Source organism: Sphingomonas sp. HT-1, assembly GCF_048568905.1.
GTDB lineage: Bacteria > Pseudomonadota > Alphaproteobacteria > Sphingomonadales > Sphingomonadaceae > Sphingomonas.
In genome coordinates, this window is the sequence record NZ_CP183770.1 from 2,847,470 (window position 1) to 2,871,882 (window position 24,413).

Genomic DNA, 24,413 nt, shown 5'->3' on the forward strand with positions numbered 1-24,413 from the left:
ACGTCAGCGGCGCTCCATTCGGTCCAGCCAGGCGCCGAGCCGCCCGCGCGAATAGGTCAGCGCCTGATACAGACTTAGCGAGGCTTTCGCCCAACGGATGTACAGGCTCGGCATGCCCAGCCGGTCTGCCACCCAGGCAACGCGGTGGCTCCACGCCGCGATTCCGGCGCGGGTGCGGTAGACGAGCTTGCGGCGCCAGCCTATCCCCGCGGCGCGCGGCGCCACCCGTTTGCGCGGCGTGATCCCCCGGCGATGCCAGGTCAGGCGATAGGCGAGGCCCTCGCGCCGGTGCCGCAGCCCGGCATCCTGCGTGCCGGCGATGAAATCGGCATCGACCGGGTCGAGCGCCAGTCGCCCCTTATCGATCGCGCCCTGCAGCATATCCAGCAGCATCGGCGCCCGGACGATCACCACATTGGTGCCGCGCCCGTCGGAGGAATAGGGCTCCACCCAGGCATCGCCGAACGCAATGTCGGCAGTCTCCGCCACCACGTCGTCGCAGGCGTTGCAGGCGCTGTTCTGAAAGAACCCCGCCCCCCAATCGCCGTCCGCCAGATGCCACCAATCCTGCCAACGCGCGCTGCCGTCGGTAAGCGTCAGATGCGCGGTGTACCAATTGGCCGGTCTCGACGCATCCTTGCGGCGATACTCCACCGCCGCCACCTCGTTCGGATCGACGGCCAGCTGCCAGGCGAAGCTGTCGACCAGTCGCCCGCTCTTCATATGCCCACAGAACAGCCCCAGCGTGGCGACGATACGCTCGGCGAACACGGGCTCTGCTGCGCGGGCGAGGTTCACCGCTTTCAGGAAACAGGGGATACCCACAACGGCGTAGCGGCCGGGTACGGTCCGAATCTCGTCCAGAATCTGGGCCAGATGTACCGGATGGTAGCGAGAGCGCGCGCCTTCGGCGATCGCCTCCAGGCTGCGCGAGATGCGATAGCCGAAATGCGGTGCGCCGGGCCCGGGCAGCGGCACGACATGGGCGACGCCGTCGATCATCCCCTGGCGCAGCAGCTCGGCCGCGACCCAGCTCACCATGCCGCCGGAACTGCCGCCCGCCCGGAAATCACCCTCTGCGGCATGGCCGACATAGGCGCTCTCGAACCGGCCGATCCGCGCGTCTACAACGGGTGCGCTGGGAAAGCGGGCGTCGGCGATCGCATCCTCGTCCGCCGCTGCCGGCGAGAATGGACAGGTGGCCGCAAAGCGCGGCGTTGGCGTGTCGCGCCAGCCTGCGGGGCCGTGCGGTTTCAGCTGGCGATATTCGTCCCATTCCATCCGGCCGCCGCCCTGCACCGCGCACGCGCCGCAGCCGATGCACAATCCGGAGCGATCAATGGCACCGGGGCTGGGCGCCTCAGCCAAGCACCCGGTCCAGATAGGCGTCGGACTGGTCGCGCAGCGTAGCGATCCGCTTGTTGATGCCGGCATCGAGCGGCGCGTCGAGAAGAGCATCGAGCGCGATCGGCGCCTCGGGGATCAGCAGGTGCCGCTCGGCGCCGAGCAGCGACGTGAGGTCGCGCACCTTGTTCCAACGATAGGAGGACGGGGCGCAGGCGAACGGCTTGTCGTTCAGCAGCGCAAACACGCAGCCATGGAAGAAATTGGTCAACACCGCTTCGGCGCCCGCCATCGCCGCGGCGAAGTCGTGCGGGCCTGCCTCCAGCCATTGCTCGTCGGCCCAGTCGTTCCGATAGCCGATGCTGATCAGCCGGATGTCCCGCGCCTTCGCCCAACTGCGCGCAGCTTCGGCAAACGCATCGGGCAGGCTGTGACCATAGACGATCACGTATCGACCATCGGGGGGCGGCGTCGCCGCATCGGCCAGCGGCGGAAATTGCAGGCAGGGATCGAGCACCAGCGCCGGCGCGCGGCCGATCGCCTCGGTCACCAGCCGACGGCTGTTCTCGTCGCGCACGGCAATCGCGTCGAAGCGGCGCAGCTGATCCTGCCAGTAGGGATCAAGCCCCGAATCGGCATCATAGCTGCCGAAGCTGGCGGCATAGGTGGCGACGCAATCCGCGTTCAGACCGATGCCGAAGAAGATCGATGCGCCGCCATACCAGGGATGTTGCAGGTTCCATACCTCGTCACTGCCGACCAGCACGGTATCCACATGCGGCATCGCCAGCGGATCGACGAGATCGAAGCCTGGAGAAAGCGGCAGCGCATCGAAGGCGCAGAGGAACTTGCGCAGCTTGGCGGCATAGCGCCGTTGGTCGGCAGCGCTCGCCCGCACCGGCAAGGTCGGCTGCAGCGCGTTGCGCCACTCGGCGCGCGTGACTCGGGGCGATTCATGGTCGAGCAGCATCACCGGGTGGCCGCGCGCATGCACGCCCTCTGCCAGACAGCGCGCCTGCCAATAGGAACCATAGTTGATGCAGCGATGGAAGGTGAGGATGCCTACGGAGCGCGTCTCCGCGTGGCGTTCCTGCATGGCGCTGGTGAAATCGTCCACGCCGGAAAGTCTCATGCGCGCGCTCTCCGGGCGCGGCAGTCGGCCGAAGCCATAGATGGTCCTCCCTTTCGTCGCGCGTTGAACGAGGGGAGGGCGTATGAGTTTCCCGCACGCGAAAAATCGCTGCGTTGCGGAAGAACCTCCCCCGCGTGAACCGCAGAGGAGGTTCGGCTTCGGCTCAGTGCGCCGCGTGGTCTCCATGTGCGGCGGTCAGCATCAGCATCGGGGCGGGGTTCTTGGTCGCGTGCCACGCCTCGGGGCTGGCGGGCAGATTCACCCAGGCGTTGCTGCCACTCGTGCAGCGCTGCGTGGTGGGGAAGTAAAGAGCGCCGGGTGCGCCCGGCAGCTTCATCATGATGCCGAATTGGTCGAACTGATCGGCCGGCAGGCGCCCGGTCCAGGTGATGGCGGCGACGCGCTGGGTGATCGTCGTGCCGCCTTCCCCCTGGATCGGCTTGGGGAGCGGGGCGTGCTCCACCGCCAGCGTCCAGCCCGGCTTGGGCTGGGGCCGGGCGGAAAGCACGCCGGCGGGTATCTCGACGCGGATCGAGACGGTGTCCGCCAGCCCGCAGCCATGGCTCACGCGCAGGAAGCCGGCATAATAGCTGCCGGCCGTCGCCTGCGCGTCGGCGAAGACGATATGAGCGTGTGCGCCCATCGGCAGCAGCAGCGCGAGAGCGGTGAGGATCGGTCGTGCACGAAACATGGTGGCTACTCCCAGAGGGTCAGAAGGCAAGGCGGACGCCGCCGAACAGCGAACGCCCTTCGCCGGGGAAGAACACGGCGGTGCTGGCGGTCCGCGCGTCGGTGACGGCGGCGAATTCGGCGGTGTAGCGCTTGTCGGTGAGGTTGCGCGCATCGACGAACAGTGTCGCCGGACCGATCGCGAATCCGGCGCTGAGGGCGAGCAGCGCATAGCCCGGCGCTTTCATCGCGTTGGCATAGTCCACCCACACGTCCTTGATCCGCCAGTCGAGAAAGGGCTCGACGAAGATCCCGTGCGGCCCGTCATAGCGCAGCGACACGCGATACTGGTGCTCGGGCGCCACTGGCAGCCGGTTGTTGCCGTAGCTGCGATCGTCCACGAAGCGGAAGTCGCTCCACGCATAGGTCTGCCGCAGGCGCACGCCCGGGCGAAGCCGCCAGTCGAGGCTCGCCTCCACGCCGCTATGCCGCGTATCGCCCGCATTGAAGATCGTCGCCGGCAGGTTGGCGCTGGGCAGATAGCTTAGCAACTCGCCCTCGATCGTCGCCCGGTACCAGGTCAGATCCCAGGTGAACGCCCCCGCCTTTCCTCGCGTGCCGAGTTCAGCCGTCCAGGCGCGCTGGGGATCGAGCGGTACGAACAGCTGGCCGCTGCTGTTGGTCTGGGTCAGCGCGCCGAAATGCGGCGGCTCCACCGATCGGGTGTAATTGGCATAGACCTGCACCGCGCCTGCTTCGTAGAGCAGCCCGACGCGTGGTGCGAACCAATCGTACTCGACCGACTGGCTGCGCCCCGACAGCCGGTTGGCATAATCGCGGGTCGCTCGGCCCCAGGATGCGCCCGCCACCAGCGCCAGTTGCGGCACAACGAAGAAGCGGCCTTCGGCGAACAGGTCCAGCCCGGACGCCTGCTGCGCGCTTTCGCCGATGCGGGGTCCGTTTCGGCCCAGCGCGTTGACGAACAGCCCTTGGTTGGTGCCGCCCTGCCGATAATAGGCGCCGAAGAACAGGTCCGCCCGGTGCCCCGCCACCGTGCCGCGCAGGTCGAACCGCCCAAAGGCGCCCTGGGTGTCGCTATCCTGATCGATCACGATCGAGATCGGGTGATGCAGATCGGTCTGCGTCGCATAGACGCCGCCTTCGAACACCAGCCCTTCGGAAAGCCGAAGATGCGTCTGCAGGGTCACCCGCCCCACGGTCTGGTCGCGCGCCTGTCGACGGGCGACCACGCCCGTACCGGCCCGCCGCGGCGTGGCGAGTGCGCTGTCCAGCGTCACCGCGCCGGGCACGCCCTGGCGGATATCGGCGGCGTAGCCGATCAACCGAACTTCATTCTCGGCGCCGAAGCGATAGCCCAGGTTCAGCGTGCCGCGCGTCTGATCCTGCTGCGATTGCTCGCGATAGCCTGCGGAGTGAAAGCTGTTGATGCCGGCATAGTAATCGAGGGCGCCTGCCGTCGCTCCTCCGGCCGCCTGCACCCGCCAAGTTTCGAACGCGCCGCCTTCCAGCCGCATGGAAAACGGCGTCGCGGTGGTGCCGCCATTGGGGGTGATGAGGTTTACCGCACCGCCAAGCTGCGCGCCGCCGAAGCGCAGCGCGTTGCCGCCCTTGTACACCTCGATGTACCGGGCCCCGAGTGGATCGATTTTCTGCAGGTCCGAAAAGCCGTCGGCCTCGGCAAAGGGCACGCCGTCCTGCGCCAGCAGCACGCCGCGCTGGTGAAAGCTCTGGTCCAGCCCCGATCCTCGGATAGAGAGGCGCGATTCCTCGCCATAGCGCTTGTTGGAGAGCACGCCCGGCACGTCGCGCAACAGATCCGGCAGGCCGACGACGCTGCGATCCCGATAGGTTTCTGCCGCGACTACGGAAACGGATCCGGGTGTGCGGGCAAGTCGGCCGCGCGCGTCGGAGACGACCTGCGGGTCCTCCGGGGCACTTGCCGCGGTGACGATGATTTCGGGTTCGCCCGATCGGCCTGCTTGGGCGAAGACGAGCGTAGCGGCGCTCGACGCGAGAGCCGCGCCGATGAACAGTTTGTACAATGGATTTCCCCTTTTGGCAGCGCGACTTGCGCGCTCCGCTTCTCCTGTTCCGGCGTCGCGCGAGCACAACGATCCCAAGGCGGGATCGCTGCGGGCGACGCGGAGGTTTTCAGGCGGTAAGGGGCGGCGCTCGTAGCGGCGGTCGCAGCCGCGCCGGGGCGCGGGGCGAGGGGGGCAGGCCTGCGGCCCGTCCGGCGGCCAGCACGAACAGCAGCAGCGCGGCGAGCTGGATCGAATCCGCCCCGCCGATTGCCACCATCGCCAGATCGGCAAAGGCGCAGGACGACTGCATCTGCGCGTCGCTCGAGTGGTGCTTCATGCCCGGAATGGCGACGTCGATCGCTGGCATCGGGCCGTAGCCGCTGCAAAAGGCGAGCCGCAGCGTGCCGTCTTGCGCGGCCACCGGCATGAAGCCTGCGGGCACGCAGACGCGGACCAGCAATGCCGCCGCGATTAGTGCGAAGGCGAGCCAGCGATGCGCGCGAAAATGGAGCCGCAGCCGAAGCATGGGGTGGTGATACGGCGTCCGCGTGCCACTGTCATTAAGACAGGTTGTCCTAGGCTTGCTCGGGCCAATAGAGTCGCATCGGGTTGGCGACGAGCAGCTTGTGCTGCAGCTCGGGCGTCGGGGCGATGCGCGGGATCATGTCCACCAGCGTGCCGTCGTCGGGGATGGCATCCTGCATGTTCGGGTGCGGCCAGTCGGTGCCCCACAGCACACGGTCCGGATAGTCGGCGACGAGCGGCGCGACGGCGGCGGCGAAATCGTCCCAGGGCGGTCCCTTGGCGTCGAGCCGGTCGGGGCAGGTCACCTTGGTCCAGATGTCGTCGCGGCTGTCGAGCAGCGCGCGGAAGGCCTGCATGTCGGGGCCGTCCGGTCCCTGCGCCACGTCCGGCCGACCCATATGGTCGATCACCAGCAGGGTCGGGATCGCATCGAGGAAGGGGCGCAGCTCGGCGAGGATGTCCGCCTCGAAATAGACGACCACATGCCAGCCGAGCGGCTGGATGCGGCGCGCGATCTCCAGGAACTTGTCCTTGGGCGCATCGTCGACCAGCCGTTTGAGGAAGTTGAAGCGCACGCCGCGGATGCCACCGTCGTGCAGTGCCTCCAGCGCGGCATCGCCGATCGCGGGATCGACTACCGCTACGCCGCGCGCGCAGCCGTTCGACTTGGCGATGGCGTTCAGGGTCGCGGCATTGTCGGTGCCGTGGCAGCTCGCCTGGACGATGACGTTGCGGGCGAAGCCGAGCTTGTCCCGCAGCGCGAACAGCATCTCCGGCCCGGCATCTTCGGGCAGATATTTTGCTTTGGCGCTGAACGGGAATTCCGCCATCGGCCCGAACACGTGGCAGTGTGCGTCCACCGCGCCGGGGGGCGGGGTGAAGCGGGGAACGCTGGGATCGGCATGCCAGCTGGTGATGCGGTTCATGCGAAAACTTCTCCGTCCATCAGCTTGCGGGCGGTCCGCAGCATCGCAGCGCTGACCACCGTGCCCTGTTCGTCCAGCTCCATCACGCAGGTCGTCTCGCCCGTGGGATGCTCGACCGACAGCGTCTTGCGGCGGCCTTCCGGGATTGCCGCCACTTCGGCGGCGGGCGAGCCGGGGAGCAGACAGGCGGTGGCGACGCTCACCGCGCCGAGGACGCCGATCGAGGCATGGGCGCGGTGCGGAATGAAGCTGCGCACCGTTACCGCGCCGCCATCTTTGGGCGGCGCGACAAGCATCATCTTGGGCACCGACTTCTCGCGCACGTCGCCCAGGTTCATGCGCTCGCCCACCGCGAGGCGGATCGCTTCGATGCGGGCCTTGAGCGCCGTATCGGCGTCTAGCGTGTCGCGACCCTCATAGCCGGTGACGCCGACATCCGCCGCCTTCAGCACCACGCAGGGCATGCCGTTGTCGATCAGCGTAACCGGCACGCCTTCCACCACATCGACCGCATTGCCAGTTGGCAGCAGGGCCCCGCAGGAAGAGCCGGCGGTGTCGCGAAACTCCAGCGGGATCGGCGCGGCGGTGCCCGGAACACCGTCGATCCGCGCGTCGCCGGCATAGGTGACGCGGCGGCCGGGGGTCTGCACCAGAATCTCGGCGCGCTGGCCGGTATTGACCAGATAGACGCGGACACGGGTTTCGCCGTCTTGGGGCTCAACCAGCCCACGCTCGATGGCGAACGGGCCGATGCCGGCGAGGATGTTGCCGCAATTCTGCGCGTCCGAGACGATCGCCTGGTCGACGAACACCTGGAGGAACAGATAGTCGACATCGGCGCCGTCACGGGTGGACCTGCTGACGATCGCGACCTTGCTGGTCAGCGGATCGGCGCCGCCCATGCCGTCGATCTGGCGCGGATCGGGCGAGCCCATGATGCGCAGCAGAAAGGCGTCGCGCGCGGCCGGATCGGCGGGCAGATCCTCGGCGAGGAAGAAGGCGCCCTTCGATGTGCCGCCGCGCATCCACATCACGCGGGCAGAGATCGGCTCAGACATATTTCAGGCCCATCTCTTCGAGGCGCGGGCGCATGTTGTAGATGTCGAGCCCGAGTTCGCCGGCGGCGAGGCGCTTGCGTTTGGCTTCTTCCAGCGCCTCGCGGGCCTGCGCCTTTTCAAGCACCGCGGCGGCGTTCGCGCGGGGAACGACGCAGACGCCGTCATCGTCGGCCACGATCACGTCGCCTGCGTTGACCAGCGCATTGGCGCAGACCACCGGCACGTTGACCGAGCCGAGCGTGCCCTTGATCGTGCCCTGCGCATGCACCGCCTTCGACCAGACCGGGAAGCCCATCGCGGTCAGGTCGCGGATGTCGCGCACGCCGGCGTCGATGATCAACCCGCGGCAACCGCGCGCCTGCGCGGAGGTGGCGAGCAGGTCGCCGAAATAGCCGTCGGTGCACGGGCTGGTCGGCGCGAGCACCAGAATGTCGCCGTCGCGCAGCTGCTCGATCGCGACATGGACCATCCAATTGTCGCCCGGCGGCGCGGAGATCGTCACGGCGCTGCCGGCGATCCGGGCGCCTGCATAGATCGGCCGCATATGTGGGGCGAGCAGGCCGGTGCGGCCCTGCGCCTCGTGGACGGTCGCCACGCCGGCATGGGCGAGGCCGTCGATCACCGCAGGATCGGCGCGTTCGATGTTCTGGACGACGATGCCCGACATGGCAGCTCCTCTTGCTTCTTTTGCCGGTTGAGGTGCGCGCACCGCCCCCGGCGAGCCAATCGGAAGGATGGCACAGCCATTAGTTTTTGCTAATCCTGCTCTGTGCAGGTCGACCAGCTCAATATCCGCCATCTGGCCGCGATGGCTGCTGCCGTACGGCTGGGCAGCGTCAGCCGCGCGGCGGAGGCGGTGCATTTGACCCAGCCGGCGGCGACGCAGGGCATCGCCAAGCTGGAGGGGCAACTGGGCCTTGCACTGTTCGAGCGGCGCGCGACGGGCATGGAACCAACAGAGGCGGCGCTGCGGCTGGTGCCGCGCGTCGAGGCGGCGTTGCGGCTGATCGGCAGCAGCCGGGTGACCGCGGCGCAGCTCCGCGCCTTCGTCGCGCTGGCGCAGCAGGGCAGTTATCCGGCGGCGGCGCAGGTCGCCGGGGTGACGGTTTCCTCGCTTCATCGCGCCGTCGGCGACCTGGCGCTCGCGCTAGGGCAGCGTCTGGTCGACCGGCGCGGGCGCGGGCTGGTTCTGACCCATCACGGCGCGCAGGTGGCGCGGCGGCTGCGGCTGGCGCTTGCCGAATTGCGCGCAGGCGTCGAGGACCTGGGCGAACTGATCGGACGGACTTCCGGACGAATCTCGATCGGAGCGATGCCGCTGTGCCGGGCCCGGCTACTGCCTCATGCGATCAACGCGTTCCGGCGCGACCACCCCGGCGTCGACATTCTGATCCATGAGGGCGCGCATGGCGAACTCGTCGGTCCCTTACGCGATGGCGAGATCGACCTGATGATCGGCGCGTTGCGTGATCCCGACACGCTGGGCGCCGATCTGGTGCAGGCGCGGCTGTTCGACGACCGGCCGACGATCATCGGGCGGGCGGGCCATCCGCTGATGGGACGACCGGATCGGCTGACCGCGTTGCACTGCTATGGCTGGATCGTCCCGCCGGAGGGCACGCCGCTGCGCACGCTGTGGCGAAACCTGTTCGCGGCTGTCGGCGGGCCGCTGCCGCTGGTGCCGATCGAATGCGGATCGGTGATGACGATCCGCGAACTGCTCCAGGCCGGAGATGAACTCACGCTGCTGTCGGTCGACCAGCTGGCGGTGGAGCTGGCGGCAGGGATGCTGGTCGATCTTGGCCCCGCTCCAGGGGCGGTGACGCGCACGATCGGCGTGACGCACCGCGCCGATTGGCGCCCGACCCGCGCACAGGCCGGCTTCCTGGAGATGCTGCACGCATCGGCAACGAAGCTCTATACGTAAAAACTTATACCGGGCGGGCGGATTCGATTGGCAGCGTGCGGGCGCCTCGGCCATGCCGGGTCCATGCAAGACACGATCGCCCTGATCGGCTTTGGAGAGGCTGGATCGACCTTCGCCCGCGCCGGCGGCTGGGAAGCGGGTGCGCGGGCATATGATCGCAAGACTGACAGCACCGATGCCGCCGCCATGCATGATCGCTATGCCGAAGCCGGCGTAGAAGGCGCAGCGACGTTGGCCCAGGCGCTGGCGGGGCGCCCGCTGGTGCTGTCGCTCGTCACCGCCGACCAAGCCCTTGCTGCGGCGGAAGCCGCCGCGCCCCACCTCGCCCCCAACGCGCTCTATTGCGACGGCAACAGCGTCGCCCCGCAGACCAAGCAGGCCGCCGCGCGCGTGGTGCAGGCGGCGGGCGGACACTATGTCGACCTCGCCATCCTCGCGCCCGTCGATCCCGCCCGGCTAGCCGTGCCGCTGCTGCTGAGCGGCGCACAGGCGCAAGCGGCCGCGACCGCGCTCGCCGCGCTTGGCTTTCAGAACATCAGCGTCGTTGGCGATGCCGTCGGCCGCGCCTCGTCGATCAAGATGATCCGATCGGTGATGGTGAAGGGCATCGAGGCGCTCACCGCCGAATGCATGCTCGCGGCGGAAGCGGCGGGGGTGCGCGACGCGGTGCTCGCCTCGCTCGACGCCAGCGAGCGCCCGCGCCCCTGGGAAGGGCGCGCCGATTACAATCTAGATCGTATGATGATCCACGGCCTGCGCCGGGCCGCCGAGATGGAAGAAGTGGTCAAGACGCTGGAGGCGCTGGGCACCGGCGCCGCGATGACGCGCGGCACGGTCGAACGGCAGCGCGCGATCGGCACGCTCGGGATCGGCGCGCCGCCCGAGGGGCTGGCCGAGAAGCTCGCCGCGATCGAGGAGAGGACGAAACCCGCATGACGATGATCATCGACTGCCACGGCCATTACACCGTGCTTCCCAAGGGGCATGATGCGTGGCGCGAGGCGCAGAAGGCGGCGTTCAAGGCCGGCACCTTCCCGCCGCCCTATCCGGAGATCAGCGACGACGAGATCCGCGCGACGATCGAGGCGAACCAGCTGCGCCTGATCCAGGAACGCGGCGCCGACCTGACGATCTTCTCGCCTCGCGCCTCGGCGATGGCGCCGCATGTCGGCGACGAGAAGGTGGCAAAGGAATGGGCGCGGCGCTGCAACGATCTGATCGCCCGGGTCGTCGGCCTCTATCCTGAGACATTCGTCGGCGTGTGCATGCTGCCGCAGAGCCCCAAGGCCGATATGCAGGGCTCGATTGAGGAGCTCGAGCGCTGCGTCACCGAGCTCGGCTTTATCGGCTGCAACCTCAATCCCGATCCGGGCGGCGGCCATTTCACCCATCCGCCGCTCACCGACCGTTACTGGTATCCCTTTTACGAGAAGATGGTCGAGCTGGACGTGCCGGCGATGATCCACGTCTCTGGCAGCTGCAACCCGGCGATGCACGCGACCGGCGGCTATTACATCGCCGCGGACACCGTGGCGTTCATGCAGCTGCTGGAAGGCGACCTCTTCAAAGATTTCCCGACGCTGCGCTTCATCATCCCGCATGGCGGCGGTGCGGTGCCCTATCATTGGGGGCGCTATCGCGGGCTGGCCGACATGCTCAAGAAGCCGTCGCTCGACGAGCATCTGATGCACAACATCTTCTTCGATACCTGCGTCTATCACCAGCCCGGCATCAACCTGCTGGCCGACGTGATCGACAACAAGAACATCCTGTTCGGATCGGAGATGGTCGGCGCCGTGCGGGGCATCGATCCCACCACCGGGCAGTATTTCGACGATACCAAGCGCTATATTGACGCGCTGGCGATCAGCGACGCCGAGCGCCACGCGATCTTCGAGGGCAATGCCCGCCGCGTCTTCCCGCGGCTCGACGCTAAGCTGAAAGCGAGGGGGCTATGAGCGCCAAGGAAAATGCGGGGCATACCGATATCCACGCCTATCTCGCCGAGCTGGAGGATATCCCCGGCACCCGCGTCTACACCGCGGCGCGGGCACGGCGCGGCTATTGGATGAACCAGTTCGCGATGAGCCTGATGACCGGCGACAATCGCGAACGGTTCAAGGCCGACGAGCGCGCCTATCTCGACGAATGGCCGCTGACCGAGGAGCAGAAACAGGCGCTGCTCGACCGCGACTATAATCGCTGCCTCGATCTGGGCGGCAACATCTATTTCCTCGCCAAGCTCTTCTCAACCGATGGCCTCAGCTTCCTGCAGGCAGTGGGTACGATGACGGGCATGAGCACGCAGGAGTATCAGGCGATGATGATCGCCGGCGGCCGTTCGCCGCAGGGCGTCCGCTCGATCCGGGAGAAACGTTGATGGCACGGATTACCGCGGGCGTCGCGACCAGCCACGTCCCTGCCGTGGGCGCGGCGATGGATCTCGGCAAGACCGCCGATCCCTATTGGCAGCCGGTGTTCGCCGGCTATGACTGGTCGAAGCAGTGGATCGCGGGCGAGAAGCCCGACGTCGTGATCCTGGTCTATAACGACCATGCCTCCGCGTTCGATATGCGGGTGATCCCGACCTTCGCCATCGGTTGTGCCGAACGCTATGGCATTTGCGACGAGGGCTGGGGGCCGCGCCCTGTGCCGGACGTGATCGGCCATCCCGATCTCGCCTGGCATATCGCGCAAAGCTGTATCCTCGACGAATTCGACATCACGATCGTCAACGAGATGCAGGTCGATCACGGCCTGACCGTGCCGCTGAGCGTGATGTTCGGCCAGCCCGAGGCGTGGCCGGTCAAGGTCGTGCCGGTGGCGGTGAACGTCGTCACCTACCCGCCGCCCTCGGGCAATCGCTGCTGGCTGCTCGGCGAGGCGATCGCGCGGGCGGTGGCGAGCTATCCCGAGGACCTGAACGTGCAGGTATGGGGCACCGGCGGCATGAGCCATCAGCTCCAGGGGCCGCGCGCCGGGTTGATCAACGCCGAATGGGACAATCGCTTCCTCGATCTGATGAGCGGCCCGCACGGCGATGAACTCCGCGCGATCCCGCATATCGAATATCTGCGCGAAACCGGGTCCGAAGGCATCGAAATGGTGATGTGGCTGATCATGCGCGGCGCGCTGGGGCGCGACGTGCGGGCGCTGCACCGCCATTACCACGTGCCTGCTTCCAACACCGCGATCGGGCATCTCGTGCTCGAACCCGTCCGCTGATCCAAGACTTACAGGAGAAACCCATGCGTATTGCCCTGGCCGGCGCCGGCGCGTTCGGCGAAAAGCATCTCGACGGCCTGAAGCTGATCGACGGGGTGGAGATCACCTCGATCATCAGCCGCACCGCCGACCAAGCCGCCGCCGTGGCCGAAAAATACGGCGCCAAGCATCACTCGACCGAGCTGGCGGATGCGCTGGCCCGCGACGATGTCGATGCAGTGATTCTCTGCACCCCCACCCAGATGCATGCCGAACAGGCGATCGCCTGCATGAACGCGGGCAAGCATGTCCAGGTCGAGATCCCGCTGGCGGACAGCTGGGCGGACTCGCAGGCGGTGCTCGCCAAGCAGCAGGAGACGGGGCTGGTCTGCATGGTCGGCCACACGCGCCGCTTCAATCCCAGCCACCAATGGGTGCACAACCGCATCACCGCGGGCGAGCTCGCCGTTCAGCAAATGGACGTGCAGACCTATTTCTTCCGCCGCAAGAACATCAACGCAAAGGGCCAGCCGCGCAGCTGGACCGACCATCTGCTCTGGCACCATGCCGCCCACACGGTGGACCTGTTCGCCTATCAGGCGGGCAAGATCGTGCAGGCGCATGCGGTGCAGGGGCCGATCCATCCCGAGCTGGGTATCGCAATGGACATGTCGATACAGCTGAAGAGTGAGACTGGCGCGATCTGCACCCTGTCGCTCAGCTTCAACAATGACGGGCCGCTCGGCACCTTCTTCCGCTATATCTGCGACAACGGCACCTACATTGCGCGCTACGACGATCTGGTGAACGGCAAGGAAGAGCCGATCGACGTCAGCAAGGTCGATCTGTCGATGAACGGCATCGAATTGCAGGACCGCGAATTCATTGCGGCGATCCGCGAAGGACGCGAGCCGAACAGCTCGGTGGCCAAGGTATTCGATTGCTACCGCGTGCTTGGCGCGCTGGAGACGCAGCTGGCAGGGTAACTGCTTATCCTCCCCCTGGCGGGGGAGGATTGCGGATCCGTTCCGCTCGAAATCGCCGCGGCGACACCCCGACATGCCGCGCGAAGAAGCGCGAGAAATAGGCGGGGTCTTCGAAGCCCACCGCATCGGCGATCTCCGCCACCGACAGCTGCGAATAGAGCAGCAGCCGCCGCGCCTCGAGCAACGCGCGGGCATCGAGCATTGCGGCCGGGCTCGTCCCCGCCACCTGTGTGCAGGCAAGCCGCAGCGCGGTGATGCTCACCCCCAGCGCACGCGCGTGAATGCTCACCGGCTCCCGCAGACGAAACCGCGCCTCGATCCGCGCACGCAGCCGCGCGACGGTCTCCGCAGCGCGGCGGCTGCCCGATTCCGGCGCGCTTGCCGGCCGGGCCTGGCGCAGGCTGCGGACGAGGATGGCGAGGAGCGTCGCTTCCACCGCCGCACGCTGCCCTGGCGCGGCCCAGTTCAGTTCTCGCTGCACCTCGGCGAGCAGCCCCGCCACCGCATCGCCCTCCGTAGCGCCGAGCGCCAGCGCCCGAGGCGCGCGGAACAGCGCTTCCAGCGCAGCATCGCGGGTGGCGAGCTGGGCGAGATAGGCGTCGGCGATCGTGCACACCCAGCCACGCGATTCCAGATGCCAGGCAAAGCCATGAACGATCCCCGCCGGCACCAGCAGCAGCGCGGGCGCATCGAACGTCACCGTCGTCGCCTCCGCCGTCATCGATCCGCCGCCCTCGGCGATCAGGATCAGATGGTGCAGATCGCGGTGGAGATGCGGGCGAATCGTCCATTCGCTGGGCCGCGACCTATCGTCGAGGCTTTCGACATGCACAAAGCCTTCCGCCACACTGCGCTGAGGCTCGCCGTACAGGTAAAAGGCGGGGACAGGGCTGCGGTCGCGCATATGGCGATGCTGGCACGATCGGGCGAATCGTCCAAGTAAAAGGTTGACCTTTCCCTCCCGCTCCGCGCGGCGCTGCGGCAGCATGCTGCGCAACAAGAACGGTATGGAGAGGGCATATGCGAACTCAGGTTGCGATCATCGGCGCAGGCCCCGCCGGGTTGTTGCTCGGCCATCTGTTACGCGCGGAAGGCATTGAGGTGGTCGTCGTCGAGCGCGCCACGCCCGATTATGTCCTCGGCCGCATCCGCGCCGGGGTGCTGGAACGCACCGCTACCATGCTGATGGAGCGCATCGGGCTCGCCGAGCGGATGCACCGCGAGGGCCTGCCGCATGACGGCTTCGCGCTGGCCGATGGCGACCGGCTGATCCGCATCCCCGTTACCGAGCTTACCGGCCATCATGTGCTGGTCTATGGCCAGACCGAGCTCACCCGCGACCTGATGGACGCTGCCCCTGAACGCGGTCTCCAGGTGATCTATCAGGCCGCCGACGTGGCGCTGCACGATATCGACAGCGACGCGCCCTATATCACCTACATCCGGGAAGGGCGGGAGGAGCGGATCGACGCCACCTTTATCTGCGGCTGCGACGGCTTTCACGGCCCGTCGCGCAAGGCGATTCCAGCCGGCGTCGGGGCCGTATATGAAAAGGTCTACCCGTTTGGCTGGCTCGGCATCCTGGCGGACGTACCGCCCTGTCATCACGAACTGATCTACGCCAATCACGATCGCGGCTTCGCGCTTGCCTCAATGCGGTCGGAGACGCGCAGTCGCTAGCACATCCAGGTGCCGCTCGACGAAACCGTCGAGGACTGGCCCGACGATCGGCTGTGGGACGAGCTGGCGGTGCGGCTGGGGCCGGAGGCGGCAGCGAACCTCACCCGCGGCCCTGCGATCGAGAAGTCGATCGCGCCGCTCCGCTCCTTCGTGTTCGAGCCGATGCGTCACGGTCGGCTGCTGCTTGCCGGTGACAGCGCACACATCGTGCCGCCCACCGGCGCCAAGGGGCTGAACCTCGCCGCCTCGGACGTGCACTATCTTTCCGAAGCGCTGGTCGGCCACTTCAAGGGCGGCGATCCCGACGCGATCGGCGGATACTCGCAAAAGGCGCTGGCGCGGGTCTGGAAATCCGAGCGCTTCTCGTGGCAACTGACCAAGCTGATGCATCGTTTTCCCGAGAGCGATGCGTTCGACCGCCGGATGCAGCTGGCCGACCTGGACTATATCGCCACGTCGCGCGCGGCCCAAACGACGATCGCCGAAAACTATGTAGGATTGCCGCTCTGACCATGCCGACGCTTCCCACCCGCACCATCGGCCCGTTCACCGTCTCGGCGATCGGGCTGGGCTGCATGAATCTCAGCCACGCCTATCTGCCGCGGCCCGATGCACGCGAGGCCGAACGGCTGCTGCACCATGCGCTGGAGTGCGGCGTGACGTTCCTCGACACCGCCGCGCTCTATGGCTTCGGCGCCAATGAGGAACTGCTGGGCCGCACCGTGATGCACCGCCGGGGCGAGTTCACCCTTGCAAGCAAATGCGTGCTCGGCGGATCGGACGGCAAGCGTGGGATCGACGGCAGCCCGTCGGCGATCGCCCGCACGCTGGAAGACTCGCTGCGGCGGCTCAACACCGACCATATCGACCTCTATTATCTCCATCGGCTCGACCCGGCCGTTCCGATCGAAGACTCGGTCGGCGCGCTCGCCCGCGCGGCGGAGGCGGGCAAGATTGGCGCGATCGGCCTGTCGGAAATGTCGGCAGCGACGCTGCGGCGGGCCCATGCCGTGCATCCGATCGCGGCAATGCAGACCGAATATTCGCCCTGGACGCGCAATCCCGAGATCGCGGTGCTCGATGCCTGTGCGGAGCTGGGCACGGGCTTCGTCGCCTTCTCGCCGGTCGCGCGCGGGCTGCTCGCCGGGGGCGTTGGGGCCGAAGGCGTGCCCGAGGGCGATTTGCGCCGCGGCATGCCGCGCTTCCAGGACGAGAACCTCGCGCACAACCTGGCTATGGCGGCACGCTTCCGCGCCATCGCCGATGGGGCCGGCTGCACCATGGCGCAGCTCTGCATGGCTTGGCTGCTGTCGCGGCGCGACTTCATCGTACCTATCCCGGGCACGACCCGGATTGATCACCTCGACGACCTGCTCGGCACGTTCCACCGGCCTGTTTCGTCCGATGCGCTGGCGCAGGTCGACGCGCTGTTCCCGCCCAACGCCGCCGCCGGTCCCCGCTACGCGCGGGACGCGCAGTCGCAGGTGGATACCGAAGTCTGGGACGGCGAAGCGCTGGCGTGAGGCGCTCCCGCTTCCCGGCGCCGGGAGTGGAAGAAAGGGCTACCCCGCCAGCATCCGGAACGCCTTTCGGTTGGCGGTCGCCGCGCCGGCATGGGCCCGCATCAGCCGTTCGGCCTGCCCGGCATCGCCGCTGACGATTGCGTCGAACACCGCCCGGTGTTCGCGATGGGCGGCAGACAGGTGGCGATACTCGCCTTCCAGATCGTCCCAGTCGAGCGCCAGCGCCGCCGCCGAGGCGAAGGGCAGGTGGTTGTTGCGCGCCAGCGCCAGTGCGATCGAAGGATTGGCGCTGGCCGCGATCAGCAGATCGTGAAAGGCCAGGTTGTAGCGATAGAAGCCATCGAGATCGCCATCGGCAAGGTGCCCCTTGGCGAACAACGCGTCCCCTTCGGCAAGAATGGCTTCGAGCTGCGCCTGTTCTGCCGGCGTCAGCCGACGTTCGGCCAGCCGCCTGGCGGCCAGCCCTTCCAGCACGCCGCGCACTTCGATCGCGCCGGTGATCGCCTCCGCATCGACCGCGCGCGGCGTATAGCCCCGCGCGCCGAGCTTCACGACCAGCCCTTCATGCTCCAGCGCCCGCAGCGCGGTGCGCACCGGCATGCGCGAGACGCCCAGCGCCTCCGCAGTGGGAATCTCGGCGATGCGGTCGCCAGGCTTGATCGTGCCGTCGGCGATCATGCGGCGCAGTGCGACCAGCACCTGCTGGCCCGGCTTGGCAGGCTTTTCCATCGCGCGTGCTTAAAGCATCGGCACGGCGCCGGGCCAAGGGGTTAGGCGGCCGCTTCCACTTCCGGCGGCCGTTCGGCGGCGATCGCGCGATCGATCATCAGCCGCGAACGCACGCCGCCGGCATCGATGTTCAGCTTCATCAGCCGGCGATCCGGATACCTCAGGAGGTTCTGCTGCTGTCGCTCCAGCATCTCCAGATCCTCGCCGAAGATCTTGCCCTGGCCGGTGCGGATCGTGTCGGTCAGCGCCCGGTCCTCGACGGCGAAGCGGCGCGCCATCCCCCAGAAATAATGGTGCGAGGTTTCGGTTTCGGGCGTGATGAAGTCGACGACGGTGCTGGATGCCTTCCAGCGATCCTCGGCATGATAGCCGCCCTTGCCGGCCAGCGCGACGCCGACTTCGATCAGCACATGGCTGGGCAGGGTGAAGCGGCAAATCTGCCAGCGATCGACCGGCTGGTCGTCGGGCAGGCCCGCGCCACGCAGCGCCATTTTCCAGAAGGGAGGCGCCTCGATCCCGTCCATGAAGCGGCGGGTGACGACCTGCCCGTCCTCGACCAGCGTTTCCACCGGCGCCTCGTCGATTTCCTTCTGGCCGATGCTGGTGCTGTGGACATAGGTCTCGTGCGTGAGGTCCATCAGGTTGTCGACCATCAGCCGATAGTCGCAATCGATATGATAATAGCCGCCGCCATAGGCCCATTCGGGGCTCTCCGCCCATTCGAGATGGTGGAGCTTGCCCGGGTCAGCGGTCTCGGCGTCACCGGGCCAGACCCAAATAAAGCCATATCGCTCGATCACGGCAAAGCGTCGGACGCCCGCGAACTTATCGACCTTCTGCCCGGGCATGGACGTCGCGCGGCCGGCGCAGCCCATCACCAAACCGTGATAGCCGCACACCAGCTCGCCATCGCGCACGAAGCCCAGCGATAGGGGCGCGCCGCGATGGGGGCAGAAATCCTCCAGCGCAGTCACGTGGCCTGCGGCGTTGCGGAAGAACACCATGGGGCGGCCGCAGATCGTGCGGCCGAGCGGGCGATCGGAGAGCTCGTCCGCGGCCGCGGCGACGTACCAGGCATGCAGGGGCCAAGGGGAGGAAACCGGCGTTTCGAAACGGACCCCAGACATAAGCACCTCACCACCAGCTCTATAATTGGATCCAATAATGACGATACCGTGGATTTCGTCAAGGGCCAGATGACGTAACCGGCGAGCGCGGCCGCGCAGTCATGATCTTCAACGACGATGACACCGAACGTGCGTCAAACGCGGTGTTGAGCAGGTCAGGCGAGGGATAAGTTGAGGGCCCCAAGGGTAAGTGGCGGAGCGGGAGGGATTCGAACCCTCGATACGGTTTTGCCGTATACTCACTTTCCAGGCGAGCGCCTTCGACCACTCGGCCACCGCTCCGCAGGATACCTGGAAGGCGCGGCCCTACCGTTCCTTGGGCGGCTAGGCAAGCGCCCGTTGGCATGCCAAGCTTCCCCCATGGCAAAAACCCTGCTCGTCCTCGCCGCGACCCTCGCCGCCGCGCCGCTCGCTGCCCAGAATGCCCCGCAGACCGGGGCGCCGCCGCGGCCAGCCCCCTCGGCGGCAGAGCCGGCGCCGGAGGACTGGCGCGACCTCCCCGATGACGAGATCCTGCTGATCCAGCTGAAAAACGGGCGGCAGGTGGCCGTCCGCCTGGCCGCGCGCTTTGCGCCGGCGCATGTCAGCAATATCCGCAAGCTCGCCGCCGCGCGGTGGTGGGATGGAGAAAGCGTCTACCGCGTGCAGGAAAACTGGGTCGCGCAATGGGGCGACCCTACCGAAAAGAAGCCGCTGCCGCCCGAGATCCTCACCCGGCCGCCCGCCGAGTTCGAGATCGGCGCCTTCACGCCGGCGCAGCGCCTGCCGAAGCCCGATTCCTACGCCACCGCCACCGGCGTCACCGCCGATGGCTGGCCGATCGCCAGCGACGGCAAAGCGGCCTGGCTGACCCATTGCTACGGCATGGTGGGCGTTGCCCGCGACGCGCTGCCCGATACCGGCACCGGGGCCGAGTTGTTCACGCCGATCGGCCAGTCGGCACGGCGGCTGGACCGCAACTACACCGTGGTCGGGCGGATCATCGAGGGGATGCCGTTTCTCTCCGCCCTGCCGCGCAGCGAAGCGGCAATGGGCGTGTACGCCAGTGCGGACGAGCGGGCGCCGATCCTGTGGGTCCGGCTCGCCAGCCAGTTGCCCCCGGACGAGCGCCCGCACTTCCAGGTCCGCACCACCGACAACCCGCGCTATGCCGCGATGATCGCGCTGCGCGAAAACCCCGCGCCACCCACGGTCGCGACGGGCATCAACGTCTGCGACTTGCCGGTGGCGGTGCGCCGCCGGCCCTGAGCCGCGCGACTATTTGCCCAGCCAGTCCGCCACTTCCGCGGCGACCTGGTTCGCGGCCTGGTTGAGCGCCGGGCCCACGCTGGCGGTGTCAATCGCGCGCACCGGCACCCGCGCCTCGAAACGCCGGCGTTCGAAGCCTTGCGCCCCTTCACGTCCGATGGCGGCGTCGAAGGTAACCACGGCCTCCATGCTCGGCGCATCGACGCCGAAGGCGCGCAGATCGCCGCCCAGGCTGGCGCTGGGCGTCGTGAGCGACTGGCGGCGGCTGAGCACGATCCGGCCGGTCCGTGCGGCGATGGTATCCGCCAGCAGCCGGCCGAACAGGCTCGCCGGCCCTTCCACCCATTGCGCTTCGTCTACATAGGCGATCGTGGTGCCGCCGTCGCCCGAATGGACCGGCACCCGCGTGGTCGCCAGTTCCTGCGGCGCATTAATCGGTGCGATCGCCACAGCCTTCACGGAGCCCGATTGCTGCACCGCGCCGGGCGCGAGCGACGCCGACGACTGGAGCGTCAGCAGCGAGGGCGGCGGCTTGGCCCCGAACGAGATGCACGCCGAAAGCGGCACGGCAGCAAGCAGCGCTGCGGCGATGAGGGGCTTCTTCATCCGGTTCCTCACTTCTTCGGCTTGTAGGTGGGCAGCGCGGGTGCCGAGATCAGGCTGGAGGCGCCCCCCTGATCCAGCCGATGCGCGACGTTGGTGAGCGCGATCGACATCTCGCGTAGGTCCTGCACGAGCTGGCCGACTTCAGGCATGGTTTTGTTCGAGAAGGTCTGCAGGCCCGGCCGCGCATCGCCAATCGCCGCGTCCAGTGTCTCCACGCTCTTGCGAGCCGAGCTGATCGTGGCGTTCAGATTGGCGATCGTCGGCTTGATGTCGTTCGCCATCATGCCGTTGGTCGTTTCCGCCAGTTGGCCGATCTGCTGCGCGGCGGCGCCCGCCTGCTGGATGGCGACGCGGGTTTCGGCCAGCGTGGCGGCAATCTCCGGCCCGCGATCGGCGAGCGACTTGGTCAGCCGGTTGGTGTTGGCAAGGATGCCCGCGATCGACTGCTGGTTCTTCGAATCGAGCAGATCGGAAACGCGTTCGGTAAGTGTGGTCAGCCGCTCGAGCAGCTTCGGTGCGGAGCTGAGCAGCGCGCCCAGGCCGCCCTGCTTGGTCGGGATTACCGGCACGCCCAGCGGACAGGCGGCGCGGGGATTGTCCTGCGGGCATTCGATCGGCGGCTGGCCCTTCACCGCGCCGTCGAGCTGCACGGTGCTGGGGCCAGTGAAGCTGCCCTGGATGGTCGCGTTGGTGCCTTCGAGGATCGGCACGTCGGGCCGCACGCTGATGCGCACGCGCACCAGGCTGGGGTCCGGACGCCAGAACTGGATTTCCTTCACCTGCCCGGCGGGGACGCCCGAGAAGCTGACCGACGAGCCGGGGCTGAGCCCATCCACCGACTGGCGGAAGAAGATGTCATACTGGCGCTCGTCGCCGCCGCCCAGTCGCGATAGCCAGACGATGAACAGGCAGAGCACGGCGAGCAGGATCAGCACCACCGCACCGACCAGCACATGATTGGAACGCGTTTCCATCAGTCCCTCTTATCCTCATGCACCCGCCGGTTCGGGCCCGCGACCGCGGCGCGTCCGCGCGGTCCGTTGAAATATTCCTGGATCCACGGATGATCCAACGCCAACAGCTCGGGAATCGTGCCCACCGCGATCACGCGCTTGTCCGCCAGCACCGCGACGCGGTCGCAGATGGCGTAGAGCGTGTCGAGATCGTGGGTGATCAGGAACACGGTAAGGCCGAGCGTCTGCTGGAGCGACGCGGTGAGCTCGTCGAACGCCGCCGCGCCGATCGGGTCGAGGCCCGCGGTCGGTTCATCGAGGAACAGCAGCTCGGGATCCAGCGCCAGCGCCCGCGCCAGGCCCGCGCGCTTCTTCATGCCGCCGGAAAGCTCAGCGGGATATTTGGGGCCGGCTTCGGGCGGCAGTCCGGTCATCACGACCTTGTAGGCGGCGATTTCCTCGAGCAGCGCCTGGTCCAGCCCCGGGTAGAATTCCTTGAGCGGCACCTGGACGTTCTCGGAAACGGTCAGCGTGGAAAACAGCGCCCCGCCCTGGAACAGGATGCCCCAGCGCTTGCGGATCTCCAGCGCCTCGGTTTCGTCGCGGCCGATCGTGTTCTCGCCGAACACGTCGACCGTCCCGTCCAGCGGCGGCTGGAGGCCGATGATCGAGCGCATCAGCACCGATTTGCCGGTGCCGGACCCGCCGACGACGCCAAGGATCTCGCCGCGGCGCACGTCGAGGTCCAGCCCGTCATGGACAAGCTGCTCGCCAAAGCCGTTGCGCAGCCCCCGGACGCGGATCAGGACTTCGCGGTCGTCCGTACGGTCGTCGCTCATGTCCAGCCCACCTCGCTGAAGAATACCGCGAAGAAGGCATCGAGCACGATCACCAGGAAGATCGCCTGGACCACCGCCGTGGTGGTGCGCTGGCCGACCTGTTCGGCATCGCCTTCCACCTGCATGCCGTGGAAACAGCCGGCGATGGCGATGATTGCGCCGAACACCGGCGCCTTGATCATCCCGATCCACAGATCGGTTATCGGCACCACTTCGCGGATGCGGGCGATGAAGGTGACGGGCGGGATCTCGAGGCTCACCCAGCACAGCAGCCCGCCACCCAGAATCGACACGATCGAGGAATAGAAGCCTAGCAGCGGCAGCATGAACACCACCGCCAGCACGCGCGGCAGCACCAGCGCCTCCATCGGCGAGACGCCGATCGTACGCATTGCATCGATTTCCTCGGTGAGCTTCATCGTGCCGATCTGCGCGGCAAAGGCGGAGCCGGAGCGACCGGCGATCATGATCGCCGTCATCAGAATGCCGAGTTCGCGCAAGGTGAGCCGGCCGAGCAGGTTGATCGTGTAGATTTCCGCACCGAACTGGCGAAGCTGCACCGATCCCTGCTGGGCGATGACGATGCCGATCAGGAAGCTCATCAATCCGATGATGCCGAGCGCGCCGACGCCCACCACCTCGAATCGCTGCACCGTCGCGTTGAAGCGGAAGCGGCGCGGATGGAGGATGACGTTCCACAGCGCGATCACCGTCGCGCCCATGAAGCCGAGCAGGCCGTACAGCGTCTTGCCCGAATTGATGACCGCGCCGCCGATCTCGTTGAGCGCGCGGGTAAACGAACCCTGTGGCGGCGGCGGCAGCTGGATCGGATGTTCGGCGGCGATCACCTGATCAAGCAGATGCTGCTCGTCGGCGCCCAGCCCTTCGATCGCCGCGCCGCGATCGCGGGCGAAGCGATGCACGACCCAGGCGCCCACCGTATCCATCCGGCCGATGTCGCGCAGGTCGAGGCGTGCGACCGTACCGTCGACCGCGTCGAGCCGTTGCGGCAGATCGCCGAGACAGGACAAAGAGAGGTTGCCGGAGAAGCGGAGCACCGCCTCGCCGTTCAAATCGGAGCGTTCGAAGTCGGCGGGTGCCCTCATCAATACCCCCTTTCCGCGATTCCGGCTGGAACGGCAAGTTCCTCCGTGGCTAGAGGGCGCAATGCAACGCCTCGCCATTTACGACATGGACAAGACCATCACCGCGAAACCGACCTGGACGCGGTTCCTGCTGCACGTCGCCCGCACGCGCGCGCCATGGCGGCTGGGCCTGTTCCCGCTCGTCGGGCTGGGCGGGCTGGCCTATCTGCTGCGCCGGATCGATCGCGCCGGGCTGAAGCGCCTGTCGCACCGGCTGCTGCTGGGCCGCGCGCTGCCGCCCAACGACATGCGCGTCGTGGCGGAAGCGTTCGCCGAACTGGAACTGCAGCGCGGCGTGCTGCAGGGCGCGCGCGCGCAGATCGCGGTGGACCGCGCCGCCGGCTATCGGCTGGTGATGGCCACCGCATCGCATCGCTATTATGCCGAGGCGATCGGCACGCGGCTGGGCTTTGACGATGTGATCGCCACCAATGCGAAGCGGGACGGGCACGGACATATTCTCTCCGATCTCGAAGGCGAGAACTGTTACGGGCCCGTAAAGCTCCACATGGTCGAAAATTGGTTGGCAGAGGCGGGGCTGCTGCGCGCGAACTGCCGGATTCGCGCCTATTCGGACCATGTATCCGACGCGCCGCTGCTCAGCTGGGCCGACGAAGCCTTTGCGGTCAACGCGCACGGGCCCTTGCGGCGACTGGCGGAGGCGCGGGGCTGGGCCATGCTCGATTGGCGCGGCTGAGCTTTTTTCCGTAAGGGATCCAAAGGGTTCGCAACCGAAACAGCCCATCA

General features: G+C 67.4%; 24 protein-coding genes, 1 tRNA gene and 1 pseudogene. 10 read left to right on the plus strand and 16 right to left on the minus strand.

The genetic code is table 11. The annotated features are described in order from the left end of the window. Positions 1-3 precede the first annotated feature (3 nt). The 8 genes from ACNFJ7_RS13250 to ligK all read right to left on the minus strand — a co-directional run bounded on the left by ACNFJ7_RS13250 (position 4) and on the right by ligK (position 8,366). Positions 4-1,368 (minus strand): Coenzyme F420 hydrogenase/dehydrogenase, beta subunit C-terminal domain, encoded by a 1,365-nt coding sequence (locus tag ACNFJ7_RS13250; protein ID WP_037513364.1) that lies wholly within the window; start codon positions 1,366-1,368, stop codon positions 4-6. Beyond that, a complete protein-coding gene (locus tag ACNFJ7_RS13255; protein WP_236704452.1) occupies positions 1,361-2,476 on the minus strand; it encodes a polysaccharide pyruvyl transferase family protein in 1,116 nt (371 codons plus the stop codon). Before ACNFJ7_RS13255 ends, ACNFJ7_RS13250 begins: the two co-directional genes overlap by 8 nt. 163 nt (positions 2,477-2,639) lie before the next feature. Then, on the minus strand, positions 2,640-3,167 hold the full coding sequence (locus tag ACNFJ7_RS13260; protein WP_019369221.1) for a YcnI family protein: 528 nt from the start codon (positions 3,165-3,167) through the stop codon (positions 2,640-2,642). A gap of 19 nt (positions 3,168-3,186) precedes the next feature. Next, complete coding sequence (locus ACNFJ7_RS13265) at positions 3,187-5,208, minus strand: TonB-dependent receptor family protein (RefSeq protein WP_019369222.1); 2,022 nt, start codon at positions 5,206-5,208, stop codon at positions 3,187-3,189. A 109-nt stretch (positions 5,209-5,317) separates the two neighbouring features. After that, positions 5,318-5,716: a DUF2946 family protein gene (locus tag ACNFJ7_RS13270; RefSeq protein ID WP_019369223.1), complete on the minus strand. Its 399-nt coding sequence runs from the start codon at positions 5,714-5,716 to the stop codon at positions 5,318-5,320. Between the two features lie 49 nt (positions 5,717-5,765). Then, positions 5,766-6,641: an amidohydrolase family protein gene (locus ACNFJ7_RS13275; RefSeq protein ID WP_019369224.1), complete on the minus strand. Its 876-nt coding sequence runs from the start codon at positions 6,639-6,641 to the stop codon at positions 5,766-5,768. Beyond that, the gene (locus ACNFJ7_RS13280; protein WP_026009091.1) at positions 6,638-7,699 is read right to left on the minus strand and encodes a 4-oxalomesaconate tautomerase; all 1,062 of its coding nucleotides are present in this window, start codon (positions 7,697-7,699) and stop codon (positions 6,638-6,640) included. Before ACNFJ7_RS13280 ends, ACNFJ7_RS13275 begins: the two co-directional genes overlap by 4 nt. After that, positions 7,692-8,366, minus strand: a complete 675-nt coding sequence (gene ligK, locus ACNFJ7_RS13285; protein ID WP_019369226.1) for a 4-carboxy-4-hydroxy-2-oxoadipate aldolase/oxaloacetate decarboxylase — start codon at positions 8,364-8,366, stop codon at positions 7,692-7,694. Before ligK ends, ACNFJ7_RS13280 begins: the two co-directional genes overlap by 8 nt. A gap of 102 nt (positions 8,367-8,468) precedes the next feature. Between ligK and ACNFJ7_RS13290 the strand changes: the two genes are divergently transcribed. The 6 genes from ACNFJ7_RS13290 (at position 8,469) to ACNFJ7_RS13315 (ending at position 13,816) form a co-directional block, all read left to right on the plus strand. Next, the gene (locus ACNFJ7_RS13290; protein WP_019369227.1) at positions 8,469-9,626 is read left to right on the plus strand and encodes a LysR substrate-binding domain-containing protein; all 1,158 of its coding nucleotides are present in this window, start codon (positions 8,469-8,471) and stop codon (positions 9,624-9,626) included. A gap of 63 nt (positions 9,627-9,689) precedes the next feature. Beyond that, on the plus strand, positions 9,690-10,562 hold the full coding sequence (locus ACNFJ7_RS13295; RefSeq protein WP_019369228.1) for a DUF1932 domain-containing protein: 873 nt from the start codon (positions 9,690-9,692) through the stop codon (positions 10,560-10,562). Continuing rightward, positions 10,559-11,584 (plus strand): amidohydrolase family protein, encoded by a 1,026-nt coding sequence (locus tag ACNFJ7_RS13300; protein ID WP_019369229.1) that lies wholly within the window; start codon positions 10,559-10,561, stop codon positions 11,582-11,584. The genes ACNFJ7_RS13295 and ACNFJ7_RS13300 overlap by 4 nt, the downstream gene beginning before the upstream one ends. Then, positions 11,581-12,006 carry a protocatechuate 4,5-dioxygenase subunit alpha gene (gene ligA, locus ACNFJ7_RS13305; RefSeq protein ID WP_019369230.1) on the plus strand — a complete coding sequence of 142 codons (426 nt, stop codon included), beginning with the start codon at positions 11,581-11,583 and terminating at the stop codon, positions 12,004-12,006. The genes ACNFJ7_RS13300 and ligA overlap by 4 nt, the downstream gene beginning before the upstream one ends. Beyond that, positions 12,006-12,851 carry a class III extradiol dioxygenase subunit beta gene (locus tag ACNFJ7_RS13310; RefSeq protein ID WP_019369231.1) on the plus strand — a complete coding sequence of 282 codons (846 nt, stop codon included), beginning with the start codon at positions 12,006-12,008 and terminating at the stop codon, positions 12,849-12,851. The genes ligA and ACNFJ7_RS13310 overlap by 1 nt, the downstream gene beginning before the upstream one ends. 23 nt (positions 12,852-12,874) lie before the next feature. Then, a complete protein-coding gene (locus tag ACNFJ7_RS13315; RefSeq protein WP_019369232.1) occupies positions 12,875-13,816 on the plus strand; it encodes a Gfo/Idh/MocA family oxidoreductase in 942 nt (313 codons plus the stop codon). Positions 13,817-13,820: 4 nt separating this feature from the next. On the opposite strand, the gene ACNFJ7_RS13320 is transcribed toward ACNFJ7_RS13315, so the two are convergent. After that, on the minus strand, positions 13,821-14,720 hold the full coding sequence (locus ACNFJ7_RS13320) for a helix-turn-helix domain-containing protein (protein WP_019369233.1): 900 nt from the start codon (positions 14,718-14,720) through the stop codon (positions 13,821-13,823). A 116-nt stretch (positions 14,721-14,836) separates the two neighbouring features. Here ACNFJ7_RS13320 and pobA point away from each other — a divergent pair. Together pobA and ACNFJ7_RS13330 are read left to right on the plus strand one after the other, a co-directional pair. Further along, positions 14,837-16,006: pseudogene (pobA, locus tag ACNFJ7_RS13325) on the plus strand (4-hydroxybenzoate 3-monooxygenase). A 2-nt stretch (positions 16,007-16,008) separates the two neighbouring features. Next, complete coding sequence (locus ACNFJ7_RS13330; RefSeq protein WP_019369236.1) at positions 16,009-17,019, plus strand: aldo/keto reductase; 1,011 nt, start codon at positions 16,009-16,011, stop codon at positions 17,017-17,019. A gap of 39 nt (positions 17,020-17,058) precedes the next feature. Here the strand turns inward: ACNFJ7_RS13330 and ACNFJ7_RS13335 are convergent, their stop codons facing one another. From ACNFJ7_RS13335 to ACNFJ7_RS13345, 3 genes are all read right to left on the minus strand, one after another. Then, the gene (locus tag ACNFJ7_RS13335) at positions 17,059-17,748 is read right to left on the minus strand and encodes a GntR family transcriptional regulator (protein WP_019369237.1); all 690 of its coding nucleotides are present in this window, start codon (positions 17,746-17,748) and stop codon (positions 17,059-17,061) included. Positions 17,749-17,789: 41 nt separating this feature from the next. Next, on the minus strand, positions 17,790-18,875 hold the full coding sequence (locus tag ACNFJ7_RS13340; RefSeq protein ID WP_019369238.1) for an aromatic ring-hydroxylating oxygenase subunit alpha: 1,086 nt from the start codon (positions 18,873-18,875) through the stop codon (positions 17,790-17,792). A 191-nt stretch (positions 18,876-19,066) separates the two neighbouring features. Continuing rightward, a tRNA-Ser gene (locus ACNFJ7_RS13345) sits at positions 19,067-19,157 on the minus strand. Between the two features lie 78 nt (positions 19,158-19,235). Between ACNFJ7_RS13345 and ACNFJ7_RS13350 the strand changes: the two genes are divergently transcribed. After that, positions 19,236-20,123 carry a peptidylprolyl isomerase gene (locus ACNFJ7_RS13350; RefSeq protein WP_019369239.1) on the plus strand — a complete coding sequence of 296 codons (888 nt, stop codon included), beginning with the start codon at positions 19,236-19,238 and terminating at the stop codon, positions 20,121-20,123. Between the two features lie 9 nt (positions 20,124-20,132). On the opposite strand, the gene ACNFJ7_RS13355 is transcribed toward ACNFJ7_RS13350, so the two are convergent. From ACNFJ7_RS13355 to ACNFJ7_RS13370, 4 genes are read right to left on the minus strand one after another with little or no spacing between them, the layout of a single operon-like run. Beyond that, the gene (locus ACNFJ7_RS13355) at positions 20,133-20,729 is read right to left on the minus strand and encodes an ABC-type transport auxiliary lipoprotein family protein (protein ID WP_019369240.1); all 597 of its coding nucleotides are present in this window, start codon (positions 20,727-20,729) and stop codon (positions 20,133-20,135) included. Positions 20,730-20,737: 8 nt separating this feature from the next. Further along, positions 20,738-21,703 carry an MlaD family protein gene (locus ACNFJ7_RS13360; RefSeq protein ID WP_019369241.1) on the minus strand — a complete coding sequence of 322 codons (966 nt, stop codon included), beginning with the start codon at positions 21,701-21,703 and terminating at the stop codon, positions 20,738-20,740. Next, positions 21,703-22,521, minus strand: a complete 819-nt coding sequence (locus tag ACNFJ7_RS13365; protein WP_019369242.1) for an ABC transporter ATP-binding protein — start codon at positions 22,519-22,521, stop codon at positions 21,703-21,705. Before ACNFJ7_RS13365 ends, ACNFJ7_RS13360 begins: the two co-directional genes overlap by 1 nt. Continuing rightward, on the minus strand, positions 22,518-23,627 hold the full coding sequence (locus ACNFJ7_RS13370; RefSeq protein ID WP_019369243.1) for an MlaE family ABC transporter permease: 1,110 nt from the start codon (positions 23,625-23,627) through the stop codon (positions 22,518-22,520). Before ACNFJ7_RS13370 ends, ACNFJ7_RS13365 begins: the two co-directional genes overlap by 4 nt. Positions 23,628-23,688: 61 nt before the next feature. Between ACNFJ7_RS13370 and ACNFJ7_RS13375 the strand changes: the two genes are divergently transcribed. Beyond that, a complete protein-coding gene (locus ACNFJ7_RS13375) occupies positions 23,689-24,363 on the plus strand; it encodes an HAD family hydrolase (RefSeq protein WP_019369244.1) in 675 nt (224 codons plus the stop codon). Positions 24,364-24,413: the final 50 nt, after the last annotated feature.

What these genes read in the sequence shown, in the direction of transcription:
- ACNFJ7_RS13335 (WP_019369237.1), bottom strand. Translation starts at nt 17,748, where the DNA reads ATGGAAAAGCCTGCCAAGCCGGGCCAGCAGGTGCTGGTCGCACTGCGC.
- ACNFJ7_RS13360 (WP_019369241.1), bottom strand. Translation starts at nt 21,703, where the DNA reads ATGGAAACGCGTTCCAATCATGTGCTGGTCGGTGCGGTGGTGCTGATC.
- ACNFJ7_RS13365 (WP_019369242.1), bottom strand. Translation starts at nt 22,521, where the DNA reads ATGAGCGACGACCGTACGGACGACCGCGAAGTCCTGATCCGCGTCCGG.
- ACNFJ7_RS13270 (WP_019369223.1), bottom strand. Translation starts at nt 5,716, where the DNA reads ATGCTTCGGCTGCGGCTCCATTTTCGCGCGCATCGCTGGCTCGCCTTC.
- ACNFJ7_RS13375 (WP_019369244.1), top strand. Translation starts at nt 23,689, where the DNA reads ATGCAACGCCTCGCCATTTACGACATGGACAAGACCATCACCGCGAAA.
- ACNFJ7_RS13310 (WP_019369231.1), top strand. Translation starts at nt 12,006, where the DNA reads ATGGCACGGATTACCGCGGGCGTCGCGACCAGCCACGTCCCTGCCGTG.
- ligA (WP_019369230.1), top strand. Translation starts at nt 11,581, where the DNA reads ATGAGCGCCAAGGAAAATGCGGGGCATACCGATATCCACGCCTATCTC.
- ACNFJ7_RS13255 (WP_236704452.1), bottom strand. Translation starts at nt 2,476, where the DNA reads ATGAGACTTTCCGGCGTGGACGATTTCACCAGCGCCATGCAGGAACGC.
- ACNFJ7_RS13260 (WP_019369221.1), bottom strand. Translation starts at nt 3,167, where the DNA reads ATGTTTCGTGCACGACCGATCCTCACCGCTCTCGCGCTGCTGCTGCCG.
- ACNFJ7_RS13370 (WP_019369243.1), bottom strand. Translation starts at nt 23,627, where the DNA reads ATGAGGGCACCCGCCGACTTCGAACGCTCCGATTTGAACGGCGAGGCG.
- ACNFJ7_RS13350 (WP_019369239.1), top strand. Translation starts at nt 19,236, where the DNA reads ATGGCAAAAACCCTGCTCGTCCTCGCCGCGACCCTCGCCGCCGCGCCG.
- ACNFJ7_RS13330 (WP_019369236.1), top strand. Translation starts at nt 16,009, where the DNA reads ATGCCGACGCTTCCCACCCGCACCATCGGCCCGTTCACCGTCTCGGCG.
- ACNFJ7_RS13280 (WP_026009091.1), bottom strand. Translation starts at nt 7,699, where the DNA reads ATGTCTGAGCCGATCTCTGCCCGCGTGATGTGGATGCGCGGCGGCACA.
- ACNFJ7_RS13275 (WP_019369224.1), bottom strand. Translation starts at nt 6,641, where the DNA reads ATGAACCGCATCACCAGCTGGCATGCCGATCCCAGCGTTCCCCGCTTC.
- ACNFJ7_RS13315 (WP_019369232.1), top strand. Translation starts at nt 12,875, where the DNA reads ATGCGTATTGCCCTGGCCGGCGCCGGCGCGTTCGGCGAAAAGCATCTC.
- ACNFJ7_RS13300 (WP_019369229.1), top strand. Translation starts at nt 10,559, where the DNA reads ATGACGATGATCATCGACTGCCACGGCCATTACACCGTGCTTCCCAAG.
- ligK (WP_019369226.1), bottom strand. Translation starts at nt 8,366, where the DNA reads ATGTCGGGCATCGTCGTCCAGAACATCGAACGCGCCGATCCTGCGGTG.
- ACNFJ7_RS13320 (WP_019369233.1), bottom strand. Translation starts at nt 14,720, where the DNA reads ATGCGCGACCGCAGCCCTGTCCCCGCCTTTTACCTGTACGGCGAGCCT.
- ACNFJ7_RS13355 (WP_019369240.1), bottom strand. Translation starts at nt 20,729, where the DNA reads ATGAAGAAGCCCCTCATCGCCGCAGCGCTGCTTGCTGCCGTGCCGCTT.
- ACNFJ7_RS13295 (WP_019369228.1), top strand. Translation starts at nt 9,690, where the DNA reads ATGCAAGACACGATCGCCCTGATCGGCTTTGGAGAGGCTGGATCGACC.
- ACNFJ7_RS13340 (WP_019369238.1), bottom strand. Translation starts at nt 18,875, where the DNA reads ATGTCTGGGGTCCGTTTCGAAACGCCGGTTTCCTCCCCTTGGCCCCTG.